This is a genomic window from Xanthomarina sp. GH4-25 (assembly GCF_045363175.1).
In the GTDB taxonomy this organism is placed as follows: domain Bacteria; phylum Bacteroidota; class Bacteroidia; order Flavobacteriales; family Flavobacteriaceae; genus Xanthomarina.
In genome coordinates this window covers 228,215-242,988 of record NZ_JBJFLO010000002.1, presented here as the reverse complement: position 1 = coordinate 242,988, position 14,774 = coordinate 228,215, and the positions used below count along the sequence as shown (strand labels likewise).

Annotated in this window: 14 protein-coding genes; 7 read left to right on the top strand and 7 right to left on the bottom strand. The window is 30.2% G+C overall.

Annotated features, from left to right (window positions below; translation table 11 throughout):
• Window positions 1-39: 39 nt before the first annotated feature.
• Genes gshB through ACI5KZ_RS03760 form a run of 5 tightly spaced genes read left to right on the top strand, consistent with a single transcriptional unit; the run spans window position 40 to window position 4,852 of the window.
• A complete protein-coding gene (gene gshB, locus ACI5KZ_RS03780; RefSeq protein ID WP_109309518.1) occupies window positions 40-1,080 on the top strand; it encodes a glutathione synthase in 1,041 nt (346 codons plus the stop codon).
• Between the two features lie 38 nt (window positions 1,081-1,118).
• Complete coding sequence (locus ACI5KZ_RS03775) at window positions 1,119-1,952, top strand: sulfurtransferase (protein ID WP_109309517.1); 834 nt, start codon at window positions 1,119-1,121, stop codon at window positions 1,950-1,952.
• 9 nt (window positions 1,953-1,961) lie between these two features.
• On the top strand, window positions 1,962-2,849 hold the full coding sequence (locus ACI5KZ_RS03770; RefSeq protein ID WP_406846941.1) for an FkbM family methyltransferase: 888 nt from the start codon (window positions 1,962-1,964) through the stop codon (window positions 2,847-2,849).
• Between the two features lie 12 nt (window positions 2,850-2,861).
• The gene (locus ACI5KZ_RS03765) at window positions 2,862-3,695 is read left to right on the top strand and encodes an N-formylglutamate amidohydrolase (protein ID WP_406846940.1); all 834 of its coding nucleotides are present in this window, start codon (window positions 2,862-2,864) and stop codon (window positions 3,693-3,695) included.
• Complete coding sequence (locus tag ACI5KZ_RS03760) at window positions 3,692-4,852, top strand: flavohemoglobin expression-modulating QEGLA motif protein (protein ID WP_406846939.1); 1,161 nt, start codon at window positions 3,692-3,694, stop codon at window positions 4,850-4,852. Before ACI5KZ_RS03765 ends, ACI5KZ_RS03760 begins: the two co-directional genes overlap by 4 nt.
• A gap of 275 nt (window positions 4,853-5,127) precedes the next feature.
• On the opposite strand, the gene ACI5KZ_RS03755 is transcribed toward ACI5KZ_RS03760, so the two are convergent.
• The 5 genes from ACI5KZ_RS03755 to ACI5KZ_RS03735 form a co-directional block, all read right to left on the bottom strand.
• Entirely contained in the window at window positions 5,128-6,039 is a 912-nt protein-coding gene (locus tag ACI5KZ_RS03755; protein ID WP_109309513.1) for an EamA family transporter, read from the bottom strand.
• Between the two features lie 174 nt (window positions 6,040-6,213).
• Window positions 6,214-6,897: a hypothetical protein gene (locus ACI5KZ_RS03750; protein ID WP_109309512.1), complete on the bottom strand. Its 684-nt coding sequence runs from the start codon at window positions 6,895-6,897 to the stop codon at window positions 6,214-6,216.
• Window positions 6,898-6,927: 30 nt separating this feature from the next.
• A complete protein-coding gene (locus ACI5KZ_RS03745) occupies window positions 6,928-7,671 on the bottom strand; it encodes a DUF3575 domain-containing protein (RefSeq protein WP_406846938.1) in 744 nt (247 codons plus the stop codon).
• A 43-nt stretch (window positions 7,672-7,714) separates the two neighbouring features.
• Window positions 7,715-8,131 (bottom strand): thiol-disulfide oxidoreductase DCC family protein, encoded by a 417-nt coding sequence (locus ACI5KZ_RS03740; protein WP_406846937.1) that lies wholly within the window; start codon window positions 8,129-8,131, stop codon window positions 7,715-7,717.
• A gap of 1 nt (window position 8,132) precedes the next feature.
• Window positions 8,133-10,325 (bottom strand): endonuclease MutS2, encoded by a 2,193-nt coding sequence (locus ACI5KZ_RS03735; RefSeq protein WP_406846936.1) that lies wholly within the window; start codon window positions 10,323-10,325, stop codon window positions 8,133-8,135.
• Window positions 10,326-10,462: 137 nt separating this feature from the next.
• Between ACI5KZ_RS03735 and ACI5KZ_RS03730 the strand changes: the two genes are divergently transcribed.
• Entirely contained in the window at window positions 10,463-11,380 is a 918-nt protein-coding gene (locus ACI5KZ_RS03730; RefSeq protein ID WP_406846935.1) for an alpha/beta fold hydrolase, read from the top strand.
• Window positions 11,381-11,394: 14 nt separating this feature from the next.
• Here ACI5KZ_RS03730 and ACI5KZ_RS03725 read toward each other — a convergent pair whose 3' ends face one another.
• On the bottom strand, window positions 11,395-12,888 hold the full coding sequence (locus ACI5KZ_RS03725) for a YfcC family protein (protein ID WP_109309506.1): 1,494 nt from the start codon (window positions 12,886-12,888) through the stop codon (window positions 11,395-11,397).
• A gap of 68 nt (window positions 12,889-12,956) precedes the next feature.
• On the opposite strand from ACI5KZ_RS03725, the gene ung reads away from it, so the two are divergent.
• On the top strand, window positions 12,957-13,622 hold the full coding sequence (gene ung / locus ACI5KZ_RS03720) for a uracil-DNA glycosylase (protein WP_109309505.1): 666 nt from the start codon (window positions 12,957-12,959) through the stop codon (window positions 13,620-13,622).
• Between the two features lie 261 nt (window positions 13,623-13,883).
• On the opposite strand, the gene ACI5KZ_RS03715 is transcribed toward ung, so the two are convergent.
• The gene (locus ACI5KZ_RS03715; protein ID WP_406846934.1) at window positions 13,884-14,738 is read right to left on the bottom strand and encodes a substrate-binding domain-containing protein; all 855 of its coding nucleotides are present in this window, start codon (window positions 14,736-14,738) and stop codon (window positions 13,884-13,886) included.
• Window positions 14,739-14,774: the final 36 nt, after the last annotated feature.

Genomic DNA, 14,774 nt, shown 5'->3' with positions numbered 1-14,774 from the left:
AATGTTTTAACTTTAAATAACCAATCAAAAACTAGAATTATGAATGTTTGTTTTTTAATGTATCCTTGGGATCAAATAGATCCTGAAAACGATACAAGTTTGGCTTTAATAAAAGAATGTGTTAAAAGAAATCATGGTGTTGCCATTTGTACTCCCGCTAATTTAACCATTAGAAATAGCGTTACCAATGCGTTTTGTACCGTTTTGGGACGTATGGAGAAGGTCCCTTCTTCATTGAAAGCATTTTATAAAAAAGCAGAAATTAGAGAAGAAATGTTACCCTTAGCTGGGTTTGATGCCATCTTCTTTAGAGCAAATCCTCCTTTGGATCCTATTATGCTTAATTTTTTAGATTCAGTAAAAGATGATGTTTTTATTATCAATTCACTAGAAGGTATGCGTGAAGCAAATAATAAATTATATACGGCTGCTTTTGGAGACGCACATAGTAACATTATTCCAAATACACATGTGTCAAAAAATAAAAATTATTTAATCAGACAAATTAAAGAATCGAAATCTGATAAAATGATTATCAAACCTTTAAATGGTTTTGGTGGATCTGGTGTTATTTTAATTGAAAAATCGGCTATGAGCAATATTAATTCATTGCTTGATTTTTATATTAATAATAGTGGAGATGGGGCTTCCAATTATGTGATTCTTCAAGATTATATAGAAGGTGCAGATCAAGGCGACGTGAGAATTTTAATGCTTAATGGAGAACCTATTGGAGCTATGAAACGTGTTCCTGGTTCAGATGATCATCGATCTAATGTATCTGCTGGTGGTTCTGTTCAAAAGCATACGTTAACTAAAGCTGAAAAGGCGCTTTGTAAACAAATAGGACCAAAATTAGTTAAAGATGGTCTTTACTTTGTAGGAATCGATGTTATTGGTGGAAAACTTGTAGAAGTCAATGTTATGTCTCCAGGAGGAATTACCTATATTAATAAGGTTTATAAAAACAAATACAAAGTTGAAGAAAAAGTTATCGATTTTCTGGAAAGTAAAGTATTAGATAATGTGGAAGCTTTTAACAGACGTTCACGTTTGAGAAAAACAGTAGAAGATGCTTAATTTATGTATTTGCATTTGTTGATATCTAAAAAATCGAAATGAATTCTGAATTTAAAATAGAATCTCCTTTGGTAACTGTTGCTTGGCTCCAAGAGCACTTATTGCATCCAAATCTCGTTATTCTGAATGCGACAATTCCTAAAGTAACAGGAAACATAAAGGACATGAAAAAAAATCAAATTCCCTCTACGCGATTTTTCGATTTAAAAAATAAGTTTAGCGATGTGTCTGCACCTTTTCCAACCACATTTCCTTCAGAAAATCAATTTGAAAATGAGGCTCAAAATCTGGGTATTTGTAAAAACAGTATCATTGTTGTTTACGACGAGAAAGGTATTTATTCGAGCCCTAGAGTTTGGTGGTTGTTTAAAGCTTTTGGGTTTCAAAATATAGCCGTTTTAAATGGAGGTTTTCCTGCTTGGGAAAAAGCAGGTTTTCAAACGGAAACCAAACATACATATAAAGGAGATAAAGGAGATTTTGAAGCGTCACTTAAACCACATTATATGAAGTTTTTTAATGATGTAAAAAAAGAGTCTCAAGACCATAATCATTTAATTATCGATGCTCGTTCAGAAGGTAGATTTAATTCTATTGAAATGGAACCAAGAGAAGGATTAAGAAGTGGTAATATTCCAAACTCTATAAACATCCCTTTTGAAACTTTAATAAATGAAGTAGGTTTATTAAAATCTAAAACTCAATTACAACAACTGTTTCAATCTATTACTAATTCAAACCAGGCCATTACTTTCTCTTGTGGATCTGGAATTACGGCTTGTGTTTTGGCTTTAGGAGCAGATATAGCAGGTTATCGTAACCTATCAGTTTATGATGGCTCCTGGACAGAATGGGGAAGTTTAACGCATTAATCCATACAAATGATTTTTTTATATAAACTTCTAAACAAGCTAAATTTACTTCAGTATTTTAATACCACTTCTCGTGTTTCAATAAATAATCTAAAGGTTAATATTCCAATTATTAAAGGTTTAGGATTACATAATCTAAACCATAAATCTTCTTGGTTGGATTATATAATTTCTAGTTTTAAACAGACAAATCAATCGATAGTTATTTTGGATGTTGGTGTCAATATAGGTCAGACCTTATTAAGCATTAAGAGCTTAAACCCAGATTGTAAATATGTAGGCTTTGAGCCAAATCCAAATTGTGTTTATTATGTGAATAAGCTAATAAAGGCTAATAAATTCTATAACACAACCATACTTCCTATTGCTATTTCAGACAAAATTGAAGTGTTAGATTTATATTTTAATAACGAAACCGATTCTACAGCAACAATCCGTGAACATTTTAGACCAAATCATTACGACCATGGGTTTAAAGAACAGATTATTGCTTTTGATTTAGACACATTAGCTATTGATCTTTTAAAAATGGATTGCATAACTATTTTAAAGATAGATATTGAAGGTGCTGAACTTTTTGCTCTTTTGGGCGCAAAAAAAATAATTGAAACATATAAACCCGTAATAATTTGTGAAGTTTTAGACACTCATTCTTCTAAAACATTAGACAATCATAAAAATCATTTAAAATCTCTTGAAAGCTTATTAATGGAAATGGATTACAGTATCTATCAAATCTACAGAAATGCTGATGATACAGAAGTAGTAGAGTATAAGTTAATAGATGTTTTTGAGGTTAAAATTTGGAATACAGAAAGTATAAAATTAAATGATTATCTTTTTATATCAAATAAAAAAAGAGAAAGCTTAAGAACTATTTTAAATTTAATAGACTAAAATTTCTTAATTATGGAAAAGTTAAGCGTATCGGAAATTATTAATAATATTCAAAACGAAGTTGTTTTTCATGCAGTTTCTGATGATTATTCCTTCACTTTAAAAATAGATTCATATGTGCCTTATGCTTGTGCAGCAATTCATGATGGATTTCAATTTAGAAAAGAATTATGGGAAATCTGCTTGCATTCGGCCTATGAAAGATGGTATGAAGAAGATCCAGAAACCAAAAACATGATTGCTTTTCACCCAATAGTTATTGCAGGTTGCGATTCCAGGTTTGAATACGATTTAAATAGACCATCTGAAGAAGCAGTGTTTGAAACGGCTTGGGGAAAGCAACTATGGAAACAGCCACTTCCTGATGCAGTGAAACAAAATAGTTTAAAAAAACATGACGCTTTTTATAACGTAGTAGCTACTTTAATTAAAAAACTTGAAGAAAAGTTTGGAGTTTGTGTGGTTTACGATATGCACAGTTATAATTGGCAACGTTGGAATAGAGAAGTGCCAACATGGAATTTAGGAACTAGTAACATTAATAATGATAGGTTTGGAGCTGCTGTTGAATCTTGGAGAACAAGTCTCTCAGAGATAGTTTTTCCTAATAACATTAAATCCACAGCAAAAATTAACGATACTTTTCAAGGCAATGGATATTTTTTAAAATTCATTACTAATAACTTTAAAAATACCTTAGTTTTGGCAACTGAAATTGCAAAAGTATATTGCGATGAGTATAACCAAATCTTATTTCCAGAAGTTGTAGCTAAAGTTTCAGAAGAGCTAAAATATAGACTTCCAAAACACGCTTCAGAATTTTATAAAACCTATTCGAATAAATGATTTCAGAAAATTTGATAGAACAACACCAAAGCTTATTTGATATTGATGCCAACTTAAACAGATTGGTAAAAAAAATTGAATTACTAAATTATATCAATCCGTTAAATATAGAAAGTGAAAAGAAGCAATTTTATACTTCAAAATTTAATTATGAACCGCAATTTAAATATCCAAAATTAAAATTTAATGGATTTAAGCTTCATAGACTCTTTTATTCACAAAGATTAGAGCGGATTCAACACGAAGAAGTAAGGAATTTGTATGAAGATATTATTTACGAATATTCTGGATTGATTGAATGTATTGAAACTATTAATCAAGGAAGAAAATTTTATTATAACAGTTTAAAAAGTTTTGGAACTCCAACAGAAAAAGATTTAGACAATGCAAAGTTTATTTTAAGGTTTGATGATGCTGAATTTTCTGAAGATATGCTTCCAATGTATTCGGCACATGATGCTATAAATTATTTTGAGACGTTTTCTAAGCGTTATGATTTTAAATATCACATCAAGCTTTCAACCAATATTTCGGCTGCTGCAATGGTTCAAAATAGTGCCCAAACTTTAGTTCTTAGAAAAAATCATAAGTACAGTAAAAACCAATTGCAGGTTTTAGCAAATCATGAAATTGGTGTCCACATGGTTACGACATTTAATGCTGTAAATCAGCCTTTACAAATTTTCTCTAATGGTTTCCCTAATAATGTAGAGACACAAGAAGGTTTGGCTGTATATTCAGAATATATGTCTGGCTGTTTAACATTAACCAGGTTAAAAGAACTGTCGTATCGCGTAATTGCTGTAGATAGTTTAATAAAAGGATATTCATTTTCTGATACTTTCGATTTGCTGTACAATCAATACAAGCTTCAAAAAGATAAAGCATTTGCTATTACGCTTCGTGTACATAGAGGAGGTGGGTTTACAAAAGACCATTTATACTTATCTGGTTTACAAAAAGTGTATCAATATGCTAAACATGGAAACGATTTAGATGTTATTCTTACTGGAAAATCTTCTTTAGAATATAAAGATGCCATTTATAAACTTCAAGAATTAGGTTTGGCAAACACTTCTAAATACTATACAGATTCTTACTTGTTAAAGGATAATTATAATAAGGATTTAGACTTTATATTGAACAGTTTGAAGTAAAAAACGAAAGTTTTATTCTAACAATCAATAAGTTATGTATTTGATAGATGATTTTAGCATGTTTAATACTTAAAACAATTAATTCAATCCATTCATCGATTTTATAAATAGACTTCTCTAAAACTTTTATAAGTTTACATTAACAAAATAAATGTGCTATTTATTAAGTGATAAAATTTTAAACTTATTTTTTAATTTTTTTGGTTAGTTGTTATGTTAAGTTTACAAAAAAGGTCTTGAAAATACTTCAAGACCTTTTTTAATTAAGAATATATTTACTGAATATGTGCAGCTCGACGCCTGTGAATTCGATGCTTTAATGCAGGTATATTAAAAATAATAATCGATATTATTATAAGGACATAACTTAAGCCTTGCATTAAGGTTATTTCTTCTTTAAAGTAAAAAATAGCTAAGAAAAAGTTTATAATTGGGTTTAAATAAATAAAAACGCCAACAACTGAAGATGGTAATCCCTTAAGAGCATAAATGTTTAAATACATAGGAATAATAGTAAATACTACAGCTATTAATAATATCATGCTATAAAAAAAGGTTGTTTTTTCCGTATTGAAATCGTAAGTCATAAAAAACGGAAACAATAAGATTACAGCAAAAGATATTTGAAATGTAAGCACAACAAAACGATCCATTTCTTGATTTTTTCGTTGTAAAATTAAATAGATTGCATAAGAAAAGGCAATAATCATACTATAAAAAAGATCCATAAAATTTCCTAAAGAAAGTAATAAGCAACCTAAAAAGCTTAATGCCACAGAAAACCATTGGAGCTTAAAGAGTTTTTCCTTTAAAATAATAAAAGCCAAAACCATTGTTAAAATAGGACAAATAAGATAGGCTAATGAGGTTGCACTAACGCTAACATTATTCATAACATAGATAAAAATATACCAATTTAGTGCTAAAAATAAACCACTAAGCATGTTAATCCATAAAATACGATACTGAATTTTGCTTTCGAAAGACTTAAATAATGAAACATTTTTTTTAAGTGCTTTTGGTCTTAAAAGTAACGTAATAACCATCATAATTGCAGCCGATAAAACAGAGCGATAACTTAATATATCAAAGGCTGTAAAATCGTCTAACGATTTTAAAACGACACTAAAAAACCCCCAAATAGTAAAGGCAGATATTACGGCAATATAATATTTAGTCGCATTCATTTTAAAGAATTTTAGAAGCTGCAAATGTATCTTATAAAATATTTTTAGCTTGTTAAATATGTTATTATTTTGATGTATTATAAGTGTAAAATTTGCACTTAATTAAAAAAGATCAAAAAAAAGGCCCTGAATACTATTCAAGACCTTTTTTAACTTTTTAAGTTCGATGCTTAATTATTTTCCATTAAGGCTCTCAGCTACTTTTTTAGTGTATTCTTCAGCATTTTTAGTAACATCTTTTGGGTCTTCAATTTGAGACGTTACAACAGCTACTAATTGTTTTTCTTCTGGTTGTTCTAAATCGTAAACTACAGTTTCAACAATATATGTTTTGGTTGTAGTAGTTGTATATGTACTTGGTGTATAACTTCCATATGTAGAATAAGACATAGGATGTGAATAGTAACCATAAAAACCACCATAATAAGAAGGATAAAAACCTCCGTAACCATAACCATAACTTGCTCCAGCATAGTAACCACCATCTTCTGTAGTTTGTGTAGATTCTCTCATGTCTTTTACAACAGTAACTGCAATACCATCATATCCTTCGTTATCTAAAAATGCTTTAAAGTTTTTTAGTTTTTCTTCTGAAAGTTTTTCATCTGGCAACAAGTTTGGAAATTTTCTAAAGCTTTCTGTAGCTTTAATTCCATTGGCTCTCATTTGATTAGCCATTGCTTGTTCGAAAGCAATTCTTGCTTGTTTATCTTGTGTTCTTGCAATAACTAAGATGTTGTTATCTTTAATAGAACTTGCTGTTTCAGATTTCCAAGAATCTACAACTTTGATACTAGAGCAACTTGAAACAATAATGATTAAAGCAAGTGTGCAAATAAATTTAAATGTGTTTTTCATAGTAATTTGTTAAGTATAAATAAGTGATTGTTAAAATGTGTATCCTACAGCAATACCATATCTAAATGAAAATGCTGAAAATTTCGATTTATTATTGACCTCTGAAAATCTGAAATCTGAATTAATAAAATCTAATATATTATATTCTTCAAGAGCCTCGTTTAAATCATCGTAAAATTCCTCAGGTAAATCTTTTTTATTTTTAATTTGAAAATTATAATTTCCAGAACCTGGTCCAGCAATCATAAAATCGATATTTAATCTTTTGGTAACAGGAAGTTTATAACCTAACATAAAACCAACAGAAGTAATATCTAGTTTCATATCGAATTCTAAATCATAATTAGTGCCTTCATCATTTATATAAGCACCCGAAAGACTCGATTTATAATTGGAATACTTTAAATAGAGGCCAAAATAAAACCCGTTTAAATTATTGTTGGATGTGTTTTTTAAATAGTATCTAATTTCAGGAGCAATCTGGTAACCAGTATAAAACACTTCTCCCGTTTTTATTTGGTCGGTATCTATTCCGGATAGTTTTATAAGACCTTCTTTTCCTTTATAACCGAATGCTATTGCAGCAGAAAAATTATTCCAAACATAGCGTTCGTATGAAAGTTGATAAACACCATTAATAAGTTGAAGCACTTCAAAAGAGATTTCGTTTTTAACGACCCTTTTTTCTGCTTGGGTTTCAATTTCTTGCCCAAAAGAAAACGTTGTTGTTAAAAGCAATAACGGCAAAACGAAATAAGTAAGCGTATTTTTCATAATAAGGTTCAAATGTATTATAAATTTACAAATAAATTTTGCTCTAATTTAAAAATTTTGCTTTTAAATTCTCAGTAGGAATCATGCATTCATTTTGTTTTCCATACCATTTATAACGATTTTTTGCTATATAGTTATAAACCCAATTTCTTATAAAAGCTGGAACTATTAAAAACACACGCAACAGATTTGTTGGAAAACCTAATTTGCTAGCAATTTTTAATGCAGCTGTAGATTTAAAATATATTTTATTGGTGTTAGTATATAGAATAATAGAGTCTATTTTGGAAGTGTCAATTTTGTAATGATTTATAATTTTTTTTCCAGTTTCACCTTGCAATGGCGCAAACATAAACTCGTTATTTTTGTCGTGTTTTATAACGTATTGCACACTGGCATTGCACAGATTGCAAACGCCATCAAAAAGGATTAATTGTTTATTTTGCTCTAATTCTATCATGCTATTTTATAGCTTCAACCAACTCCAACTTATCCAAGCTAACATTAGTTGTAAACATGCCATAATTTACTATGGCTTTGTTTTTTTCAATATTATCGATACTACCAACAGCGCGACCATCTTCTAATCGTACACGATCGCCAACTTTTAATATTGGTTTAGGTTTTGGAGGTTGAAGAGCCTTTTTTTGTTTTTCAACTTTTTTCTTTTTTCGAATTACTTCTACCTTTTTCTCAGCTTCTTGTTTGATTTGCTTTTCTTTAGCCTTTTCAGTTTTTTTCTGCTTTGCTGACACTTTTTTACGCTTGGAATTTTCTATTTGGACCAGTTTAAACATTTCATCCATTAACTCTTTTTTGTGTTTGTTTTCAAAATATTTTTCAGATAGATCGTTTATTTTTTGACCTAAATATATCAAACGTTGATTGCTATCATAAAGCTCTTGATAACTCTCTAGTTTCTTCTGAATTTTAACATTAATCTCTTCTAGTTTCTCAGCTTCAGATAATTTTTTACGTTCGTTAACTTTTAAGGATTGTTCTGTTTTTTCAAGTTTAGAACGTTCTTTTTGGAGTTTAGCAATAGTTCTGTCAAAACGCACTTTGCCTTTTTCTATTTTCTTCTTAGCTCTGTTAATTAAAGAGTATGGAATACCATTTTTTTGTGCTACTTCAAAGGTGAAAGAACTTCCTGCCTGGCCTAATGCTAGTTTATAAATAGGTTCTAAAGTTTTCTCATCGAACATCATATTGGCATTCTGCATAAACGGTAATTCGCTGGCTAAAATTTTAAGGTTGGAGTAGTGGGTTGTTATAATTCCAAAGGCTTCACGATGATAAAACTCCTCTAAGAAGGTTTCTGCCAAAGCACCACCTAATTCCGGATCAGATCCTGTTCCAAATTCATCAATAAGAAACAACGTGTTTTTATTACACTTTTTCAGGAAATAATTCATCTGCTTTAAGCGATAGCTATAGGTGCTTAAATGATTTTCTATAGATTGATTATCGCCTATATCTGTAATAATTCTATCGAATAAAAAGACCTTACTTCGTTCATGAACAGGAATTAATAAACCACTTTGCAACATGAGTTGAAGCAAACCAACTGTTTTTAATGTAATACTTTTTCCTCCAGCATTTGGCCCGGAAATAACTATAATTCTGTTTTCTTGATTGAGCTCTATGGTTTGTGGAAATGTTTTTTCCTTCTTTTTTATATTACTTAAATATAAAAGAGGATGAAAAGCATCACGCAAAAGCATCTGTCTTTCTTCACTTATTTCGGGTAAAATAGCATTTAAAGATTTTGCGTATTTTGCTTTTGCAGAAATAACATCTAATTCTGTTAGAAACTCTTGATATTGCTTTAAAAGAGGTAAAAACGGACGTATAAAATCTGTCAATGATTTTAAAATTCTAACAACCTCTTCATTTTCTTCGTATTCCAGATTGTTTAGTTCTCTAGTGTGCTGTAAGGTGGTTTCGGGTTCAATATAAACAATGCTGCCCGTCTTGCTTCCACCCATAATGGCTCCTTTAACTTTACGCCTATACATAGCTTTAACTGCTAATACCCGTTTATTGTCGACAACAGATTCTCGAATATCATCTAAATACTCTAAATTATGATAGGTATTTAATGCCGAAGCAAAGCTTTGATTAATTTTGCCTTTTAATCTATTAATGTCTTGTCTTAATTCTAAAAGTAAAGGGGAAGCTACATCTTTAACATCTCCAAATCTATCAACGATACCATCAATCTGTTCGATAATTACTTTTGTGACTTCAATATTGGAAGCATATTGATTTAAATAAGGATAGTATTCTTCAAATTTCTTTAAAAATTTAATAATTTCATTCGACGTTAATGAAATTGCAACAATTTTTTTTAAACTATGTGTTTCTAAATAGGTGTTCTCAATTTTTAAGAGTTTTAGTTCCTTACTTATGGTTTCAAACCCATGATTTGGAATTCGATTTTCATTATAAAAAGATGCTAAGTATTCATTTGTAAGTGTTAATGCTTTAAGAACAGCTTCATTATTATTGTAAGGCTCTATCAGTAAGGCTTTTTCATGTCCTAAAGCGGTAATGCATAACTCGCTTACTTGATTTAGAACTGTTTGTAATTCTAAATCTTGTAAGGTTTTAGTATGTATATGTATATTTTTTTTTCCCTTTGAAGCAGGCATGCTTAATCTATTTTTAAGAAAACAAAGTTACGTATTATGTTTTAATGATTGAGTTAGATTATTAATTATGTAGATTTGAATATTCTAATGAATTTACGATGCAAAAGATTAAAATATATTGTCTGTTTTTAATTTTAATGAACTTAACAAGTTGTGAAAATGATTATATAAAATATGCAGATAAACCTGATTATATAACCAATCCACAACCGGAATACGCTTCCTTTTTTAAAGCATATGATGCTTCATTAAAACTTTGGGATGTGCCGTTTGAAGAATTATATATTCCAACCAGTTATGGAACTGCCCACGTAATCGTTTCTGGAGAGAGACATAAAGAATCTGTGGTGCTTTTACATGGAATGAATGCTAGTTCCACTATGTGGTATCCAAATATTAAAGCTTTATCTGAAAACTATAGAGTTTTTGCCATTGATTTTATATTAGAACCAGGAAAATCTTTTATTTCAAATGAAATAGAAAATTTGGACCAAATTAACTCTTGGTATCAAGAGATATTTACTAAGCTAAAACTTAAAAAATTTCATCTTATTGGAGCTTCAAGAGGAGGATGGTTAGCTGTTAATATGGCTTTGAGACACCAAGAAAACATACAAAGTATGGTGCTGTTAAGTCCTGCTCAAACCTTTATATGGATTCGTCCTAGCACCAATTTATTAAAGAATATTATTCACACGTTTTCTTCAAACGAAAGACAAGTACAGGAAACTTTAGAATCGATGTCAAGTCATGTAGATAATATTAGTAAAACCTATATTGAACAATATGAGATTGCTAATGAAAAGGACTCTATAAACAAATTTGTTGTTGATATGATGCCATTTTCAAAGCAAGACTTTAAATCGTTAAAAATGCCTGTTCTAGTTTTAATTGGTGATGATGATATGATAAATAACAAAAAGAGCATTCGTTTAGCTAAAGAACTAATCCCTAATGGCCAAGCAAAAATGATTAAGAATGCTGGACATTTTTTATCAATAGACCAAGCAGAAATGGTTAACAAAGATATTGTTGAGTTTTTAAAAAATAATTAAACAGATGCAATTATTTAGATATACACTAAAATTGTTAGCATAATCATAGTAAATAACGTAAGTATGAGAACTAAAGGCATCACAAATTTCAACCATTTATCATAACCCACTTTCACAATAGCTAACGAAGCAAGAATCAATCCTGTTGGGTTTATAAAAGCAAACAACCCCATACCGTATTGGTAACAGTTTACAATTATTTCTCTACCAAATCCTACCGTGTCTGCTAAAGGGGACATAATTGGCATGGTTAAAACAGCCATACCCGAAGAACTTGGAATAAAGAAGGACAAGCCTCCATAAATAAACAGCATCACATTAGCAAAAACGCCTTTATTCATGCCCTCGGTTAAATTGCTAGAATGAAAGAGTATCGTATCACTTATTAAACCATCTTCCATTAAAACCGAAACGCCTCTGGCAATTCCAATAATTATAGCTACACCCAATAAATCTCCAGCTCCTTTAACAAAGGTATCAACAAATGTAGCTTCTTGAATCTTGCCAATAAAACCAATAAGTATGGCACCTACAAAAAAGACGGTTGTCATTTCTAAAAACCACCATTCTAATTGAGACACACCGTAAATCATGATGATAAAACACATGGCGAAAACAAATAAAATAAGACGTAATCTCGCTGTTAGTTTAATTCTAGAATTTGAATCAGTTCCAAATAAGGCTTCTATTTGTTCTTTCTGATTATATATTATGGATTTTGAAGGATCTTTTTTAACACGATTTGCATAGCGTAAAATGTAGATGATACAGATTAAAGTTCCTAAAACAAGCATAATCACTCTACCTGTTAATCCTGTTGTCCAGTTAATTCCAGCTGCATCTGAAGCAATAATAACGCTAAACGGATTGACAGTTGAACACATGGTTCCTATTGAAGATCCAATATAAATAGCTGCTAAAGGCACCATCGCATCGTATTTTGCAGCTAAAAACATAGGGATTAGAATAGGGTAGAAGGCAATGGTTTCTTCTGCTAAACCAAATGTTGTTCCTCCTAATGCAATTAAAATTGTAACCAGAATAATTAAAACATACTCGTGCCCTTTGAGGGCATTTGCTAACCAAGAAATACCAGCATCAAATGCACCAGTCAAGTTCATAATTCCAATCAATCCTCCAATAATTAAAACAAGAAAGATTATATCAGCAGCTTCAATAATACCTTTTACAGGCGATTTAAAAAAAGCTAAAACTCCTTGTGGTTTCGCCTCAACTTCTTGATAGGTATTTGGAATTGATATAGGTTTCCAAATATCTCCATTTGTAAATTTCTCAAGTGGAATTTTAATATTTAAATCTTCCAATGTTTTTTGCGAGGCTTCAAGCGTGGTAGAACTCTCTAGATTACTTCTTGTAAAGGTGTTAACATCTTTATTATATGTTAGAGAATCGTATTTTCCAGCTGGTACTAACCATGTTAGTAGCGCGACTGCTGCTGCAATTAGTATTAAAATGGTTTGGGCTGTTGGGAATTTTAATTTTTTCAAACGTCAATTATTTTATTAAGAATAAAGATAGTGTTATTTTAGTTCTGACTTTAAAACGAAGATAATAAATGATGATTAAAATCAATAAGTCTTGGCAACCCTATTTAAAGAATGAATTTAATAAGCTATATTTTAAGAATTTAAAAAACTTTGTAACACGTGAATATCAATCAAATAACTGTTATCCTCCAGAAACAGACATATTTAATGCATTTAATTATTGTCCATTAGACAAATTAAAAGTGGTCATTATAGGTCAAGACCCTTATCATGGGAAAGGACAAGCAAATGGTTTGTGTTTTTCGGTAAATGATGAGATAAGTCATCCACCTTCTTTAAAAAATATATTTAAAGAAATTGAACAAGATTTAGGAGTTCCATATCCAAAAAGTGGCAATTTAATGCGTTGGGCAAATCAAGGCGTCTTTTTAATTAATGCCACATTAACGGTTAGAGAAAGTGAAGCTGGCAGTCATCAAAAACAAGGATGGGAGCAATTTACAGATGCAGTAATACAGATAATTAACGATAATAAAGAACAAGTGGTATTTTTACTTTGGGGAGGATATGCAAAAAAGAAACGAAAATTAATTGATAGTAATAAACACTTTATATTAGAAACAGGTCATCCATCTCCATTAAGTGCTAATAGAGGATATTGGTTTGGCAATAAGCATTTTAGTAAAACTAACTTCCTGTTGGAGCAAGTTGGGTTGAAACCTCTTGATTGGTAGAATTATTAATTACGAATGTAGGTTTGTTTTCTTTAACCGATTGACGCTTTGTCGTTTTATTACAACTAAAAATAAGTAGTAAAAAATTAACTGCAACAAGAAAAGAAAGTAGTAAAGTAATGATCAATAGCATAAACAATTTGGTTTGTTATTAAGCAAATATAAGAGATTAGACTTGAAAAACTAAATTTTTTTTAACATTTTAATAAAACGTAGCGATTTAACATGGTGATAATTAAGTGTTTTGTGAAAACACAAATGTTAAATTATTGAGACTAACTCTGAATAGTTTAGTTTTTTTGGTATTATATTCAATGCTAATAATTGGTCTTGGACTTCATTGATAGTTTTCTCATTTATAAGCTCTTGTGACCATTCAGTTAATGCTAACCACTCTTGAACATCCTCAATCTTTTGCGAATACCTTTTAGCTATAATTTCATCAATTTTAGGAATTTCTTTAAATCGAATAGTTGTTTTGTTAATGATGTTTAAAATGGTTTTAATTTCTTCTTTATGTATTTCTAAAGATTTATCGCTAACAGCAACTACAAAACATGGCCAAGGAGTAGGACAATTACCAATTCTTCTAAAAACACCATTGTCAACAATAGGCTTTGTCATAAATTTTTCCCACATAAAATAATCTGCTTTGCCTTCAGTAAGACATTCAACAGCGCCATCAAGGTTTTTTACGACTTCGAAATTTAAATCGGTTTCTAAATTCCAATGGTTATTCTTGGCATGAATGAAGGCCATTAAATGAGAGCCAGATCCATAACGACTGATTGCAGCTTTAGTCCCTCTAATATCTTTTATAGATTCATAATCAGAGTTATGTGCAACGTGGATTCCCCAAATTAAAGGGGTTTTTACAAAGGTTTGTATTATTTTGCTAGGATTTCCTTCAACAATATCTTTTATAATACCTTCAGTTAAAATAACAGCCATATCAATTTCGCCTTTTCTTAGAGCTTTTGTCATGGCACCTGTTCCACTATGATAATCTTTCCATCTAAGGTTGATACCCGCTTTTTTAAAATCTCCGTTTTTTAGAGCTAAATACCAAGCTAGATTAAAATGTTCTGGAACGCCACCAATATGAATTGTTTTCATTTTAAAAGTTTAATTTGCATGCTCTATTAAGAACAT

What these genes read in the sequence shown, in the direction of transcription:
- gshB (WP_109309518.1), top strand. Translation starts at nt 40, where the DNA reads ATGAATGTTTGTTTTTTAATGTATCCTTGGGATCAAATAGATCCTGAA.
- ACI5KZ_RS03775 (WP_109309517.1), top strand. Translation starts at nt 1,119, where the DNA reads ATGAATTCTGAATTTAAAATAGAATCTCCTTTGGTAACTGTTGCTTGG.
- ACI5KZ_RS03770 (WP_406846941.1), top strand. Translation starts at nt 1,962, where the DNA reads ATGATTTTTTTATATAAACTTCTAAACAAGCTAAATTTACTTCAGTAT.
- ACI5KZ_RS03765 (WP_406846940.1), top strand. Translation starts at nt 2,862, where the DNA reads ATGGAAAAGTTAAGCGTATCGGAAATTATTAATAATATTCAAAACGAA.
- ACI5KZ_RS03760 (WP_406846939.1), top strand. Translation starts at nt 3,692, where the DNA reads ATGATTTCAGAAAATTTGATAGAACAACACCAAAGCTTATTTGATATT.
- ACI5KZ_RS03755 (WP_109309513.1), bottom strand. Translation starts at nt 6,039, where the DNA reads ATGAATGCGACTAAATATTATATTGCCGTAATATCTGCCTTTACTATT.
- ACI5KZ_RS03750 (WP_109309512.1), bottom strand. Translation starts at nt 6,897, where the DNA reads ATGAAAAACACATTTAAATTTATTTGCACACTTGCTTTAATCATTATT.
- ACI5KZ_RS03745 (WP_406846938.1), bottom strand. Translation starts at nt 7,671, where the DNA reads ATGAAAAATACGCTTACTTATTTCGTTTTGCCGTTATTGCTTTTAACA.
- ACI5KZ_RS03740 (WP_406846937.1), bottom strand. Translation starts at nt 8,131, where the DNA reads ATGATAGAATTAGAGCAAAATAAACAATTAATCCTTTTTGATGGCGTT.
- ACI5KZ_RS03735 (WP_406846936.1), bottom strand. Translation starts at nt 10,325, where the DNA reads ATGCCTGCTTCAAAGGGAAAAAAAAATATACATATACATACTAAAACC.
- ACI5KZ_RS03730 (WP_406846935.1), top strand. Translation starts at nt 10,463, where the DNA reads ATGAACTTAACAAGTTGTGAAAATGATTATATAAAATATGCAGATAAA.
- ung (WP_109309505.1), top strand. Translation starts at nt 12,957, where the DNA reads ATGATGATTAAAATCAATAAGTCTTGGCAACCCTATTTAAAGAATGAA.
- ACI5KZ_RS03715 (WP_406846934.1), bottom strand. Translation starts at nt 14,738, where the DNA reads ATGAAAACAATTCATATTGGTGGCGTTCCAGAACATTTTAATCTAGCT.